Source organism: Vibrio sp. OPT46, from assembly GCF_015163535.1.
GTDB classification, from domain to species: Bacteria; Pseudomonadota; Gammaproteobacteria; order Enterobacterales; family Vibrionaceae; genus Vibrio; species Vibrio alginolyticus.
Map to the genome: position 1 here is coordinate 1 of NZ_JADDYG010000092.1, position 4609 is coordinate 4609.

At 44.7% G+C, this 4609-nt stretch carries 1 protein-coding gene; it reads left to right on the forward strand.

Annotation, left to right across the window (positions count from 1 at the left end; translation table 11 throughout):
• A partial coding sequence (locus tag IQR33_RS03450) for a tandem large repeat (RefSeq protein ID WP_193843526.1) occupies positions 1-4251 on the forward strand: 4251 nt, incomplete at its 5' end.
• Positions 4252-4609 lie beyond the last annotated feature (358 nt).

Genomic DNA, 4609 nt, shown 5'->3' on the forward strand with positions numbered 1-4609 from the left:
ACTAACTTTACGTTCTCAGAAACCGCAGATGGCACTTGGACTGCAACGTTGCTTTCTACACAAATTGCCAAAGATGGTAATTATGAACTTGATATCAAAGTTTATAACAAAGTTCGTTACCTTGATGAAAAAGACCGAAAGGTTGGAAAAGTAAACCAAACCTTTAGCGTACAGCGTGAAGGCGTGGTTCTAACAGTTGAAAGCCCGCTGGACTTCCAAAATTACTTATCTGATGGTGTTCTTGATGTCACCTTTACTACATTGAGTGCGGTCAAAGCCAAAACGTTAGAGTGTTGGGTTCGTGAAGAATACAACTCTCTAGATGCGCCACCAACTAATGAGCAACCAACTTCTGGTGTTATCAACGTATCGCAAGAACCTTACAGTTGTAGTGTCAATGTTGGGCAAAACATGACCAAAGCACCTGTTACTTTGATCACTAAAACCTTGGGTACAAATGGGCGTGAAACGATCAACAAGTTCAATTTCTCGATGGTGGATATTGATGCACCGACAGTCGTAGATGGTAACTCATACAGTTTTAAAGGAAGTGATGTTTGGTTTGATGAAGCTTTGAAGAAGAAGATGCTCACATTTGAGCTCTCTTTCAATGATGCTTTATCAGGCGTGAATACCGAAAGTTCAGATGAATATCCAAAGTTGGTTCGTAATCTTGGCAACAAAGCTTATACACCAACGACTTGTGCCAAAGGTGTTGGAAATATCAAGTGTACGTATTCTGAATCCTATGCCGATATTATTGATGGCCTGAGTACAACTCAAGAATACAAAATCAAGAACTTATCTGATTTAGCAGGAAACTTGACGCCAGAGCACGATCTACTGCTTGAATTACCTAAAGGTTCGGTAGTCGTTGAAATTACTGATCCGGTTGGAAACACAACCATTAATGGTCAGCAGCTTGTCGCCAAGTTCAGAATTAAGCTGTATGAAAACTCTAGACTAGACAATGTGATGGCCAGGTTTGGAACGGAATCCTACAACTATAAAGATAATCCGGAGAAGTTTGCACAATTAGAGGTGTGTGCAGATGATCCAACCTACAAGTGTTCAACATTTACAAGTGAACTTCCTAGCGATGCGGATGGAAAAACGATCAGGACAACGATTACAGCAACGGATGTTTGGTCGAGAGTCGGTGAAGCGACCGTTGATATTAAAGTTGACAATACATCTCCAAGTGTTGGCGATGAGATTATCGTAACTGAATCGCCAACAAATCCAGATAATGTTCGTTTTCGTTTCGACATAACGGACACTGGTAGCAGCCTGGCAAAAGTAAACTATTCGGTTTTAAACCCAAGCTATCAAGAAGAAAGAGTAGAGGATGGGAACGGTTCATCTACGTACTTTGAACTATCAAAATCTCAGTTAGAGGGGCGTGGTTCAATCACAGTTGATATCAAAGCAACAGATAGTGTTGGGCTATATTCAGACATCAGAAAAGTCATTGATATTAGTGTTCCTAAAGTCACGATTGATTTCGATGGAATTACGAGTTTGCAGGGTGGGAAACTGTTTTTAACCAAGGCGAGCCAGCCGTTTACGGTATCTACGGTGGAAGGAGAAAGAGTGAAAGCTTCACAATACTCTGTGGAGCTTATTCCAAGTCTCGGTGATTCCTTACGTTACTCTGGTGATATTGTTTCATCCAGTGGCAATGGAATGATGAACTTTGCCGTCGATAACCAAGGGTCATATACCCTTAAAGTGACAGTGACGGACTCAGTTGGAAGAGAGAATACAAGCTTTGAATTACTAGGAAAAAGTTATGATGGAAAGGTTATCGAGTCTATTGTTGATTATGACGCTCCAAGTATTTCCGGCTTAAGTGCTAATCAAACCTCTAAGGTGCCGACAAACGATAAGTATCAACTAGAAATTAGTGCATACATTACAGATAAAAATTTAAATCTCGTCACGTCAAAAGCGGTGAGTGGTGGCAGCACTGTGGCTCCTCAAGCGATTACTGAGCCGACAACCGAAGCGGGGCCTTATGTCATAAGCTATTTGTTACCGAAAGGCGATCATACGATCACGGTGGCAGCAACAGACAAGGTGGATAACAAGAGTGAAAGTTCTATTGACGCGCATGTGGAAGCGGCAACCGTTCCCGGGCTAAGTATCTCTACCGCCTCAAGCGCCCCTCTTTTTGGAGGCGAAGAGATTACGCTTGCGTTTAACTTTACAGAAGAAGTTACGAACTTTGATATCTCAGATGTCCATCTTGTCGCTAGTGATAGCGGTGCAACAGGAACGTTAAAACAAGATACTTGGTCGACTTCAGACAATATTACGTGGACGGTTAACTATGTCAGCCCAGAAAAACAAGATAAAAATATCACTATTCAGGTAGAAGACAATAGCTATCAAAGTACCAACACAATTCCTGGAAAAGGAAGCAGCTTAAGTATCGCGGTTGAAGGAATCTTACCAAAACTAACCAATGTGACATTTAACCCCGAGCATCAGAGTGTGGGTCAAAGCGTGAATGTATCGCTTGAGTTTGATAAAGAGCTCCAAGAGGCGACCGCTACGCTTGGCGGCAATCGCATTAGTTCTCTGTCAGCAACGGCAGATAAAAAGGTCTGGGTTGGTGATGTACAAGTTCCGAGCACCGCGCTGTTAAGTGTCGACTTGGTTGTTAGTCAATTTAAAGATTTGACTGGCAACATAGGTGAGGATAACACCGCTCACGAATTACCGATCACGCCAACCTTAGCCATCACGCCAGTGGGCAATGTGGATGAAACGCATGCCGCCACGCTACAATTCGAAGGCACGTCGACACGTTTTGACGGTCAGTCCCTGCGTCTTGAAGTAAAAGCCCAAGGCAGCGCGACGGTATTGAAAAGCAGCAGTGCGACGGTACAAGCCGGTGGCAATTGGACCAGTGACGCGATTGATATGAGTCACCAAACCAACGGCACTTATACCGTGATTGTGACAGGGACGAACTCAGCCGGCATTGAAGTGAGTGAAAGCCAGAGCTTTACACTGGCGCAGTCTCTGCCAACGCTGACTAACGTGACGTTTACGCCTGAGCACCAAGCCATCGGCCAAAGCGTGACGGTGACGCTGGAATTCGATAAAGATCTGCAATCCGCCGCAGCGGAGTTAGGTGGCACGACGATCACCTCATTAATGGCAACCGCGGACCCAAGTGTTTGGACTGGTGATGTAGTGGTACCAGACTCGTCAGAGCTGAATGTGGCGTTACTAGTTCGTGACTACCAAGACTTATCAGGGAATACCGGTAGCCAGAACACGGCTTACTCCATGCCGATCACGCCGACCTTAGCTATTACGCCAGTGGGCAATGTGGATGAAACGCATGCCGCCACGCTACAATTTGAAGGCACGTCGACACGTTTTGACGGTCAGTCCCTGCGTCTTAAAGTAAAAGCCCAAGGCAGTGCGACGGTACTGAAAAGCAGCAGTGCGACGGTACAAGCCGGTGGCAATTGGACCAGTGACGCGATTGATATGAGTCACCAAACCAACGGCACTTATACCGTGATTGTGACAGGGACGAACTCAGCCGGTATTGAAGTGAGTGAAAGCCAGAGCTTTACACTGGCGCAGTCTCTGCCAACGCTGACTAACGTGACGTTTACGCCTGAGCACCAAGCCATCGGCCAAAGCGTGACGGTAACGCTGGAATTCGATAAAGAGCTGCAATCCGCAGCGGCGGAGTTAGGTGGCACGACGATCACCTCATTAATGGCAACCGCGGACCCAAGTGTTTGGACTGGTGATGTGATGGTACCAAGCACGTCGGATCTCAAATTGGCGTTGCTTGTTCGTGACTACCAAGACTTATCAGGAAATACCGGTGGCCAGAACACGGCTTACTCCATGCCAATTACACCGACAATACACCTAGACGTTATCAACGATGTTACTGGAGTGGAAAGCGTGACAGTAAGTGGTAGCAGTGAACGGTTTGAAGATGGTGAGTTCATAGATATTAAAGCAGTCGACGCTGATGGTACAGAAGCCACAGGCATGGCTACCGTGCTTTCAGACTCATGGACAACTGATTTAGATCTTTCAGGACTGAAGGAGGGGGTAGTGACGATTTATGTAAATGGTACCAACAAGCTTTCCGCCTCTGCGGAAGAGGCTCAAGCAACATTTAACTATGATCGTTTCGCAAGTACAGCCTCCTTAGGTGCTGTTTACAACCGATATTTTAGTGAGAACAAAACTTTAAAAAATGCGGCATAAATAAAGCGAGCGTTTAGCTCGCTTTATTTCTTTGGGACTTTTTGTGATATTTATCAAAATAATTGCCTTTATTGATAAGTTACTCGAATTAATGAATCGTCTTAATACAAGGCTGAATAACTATAATAACTAGGCCAATGTTGCTTTTAGGTGTGTATGAAGTGATTGTGATGGTCGCTCGGCAGGTGCTGTGGTGAATGTGTCGCGTTGAAAATCTTTTTAAATATTATATATTTACGCTCGTTTCTATACTCTGAGTATAGTGTTCTGCATGAGGTCGATGGGTAATACCTCGCCTCTTTAACTCGCGATGAAGCAAATTTAATCCTAGCAAGCTTCAGAGCAGTTACTTTTGTGA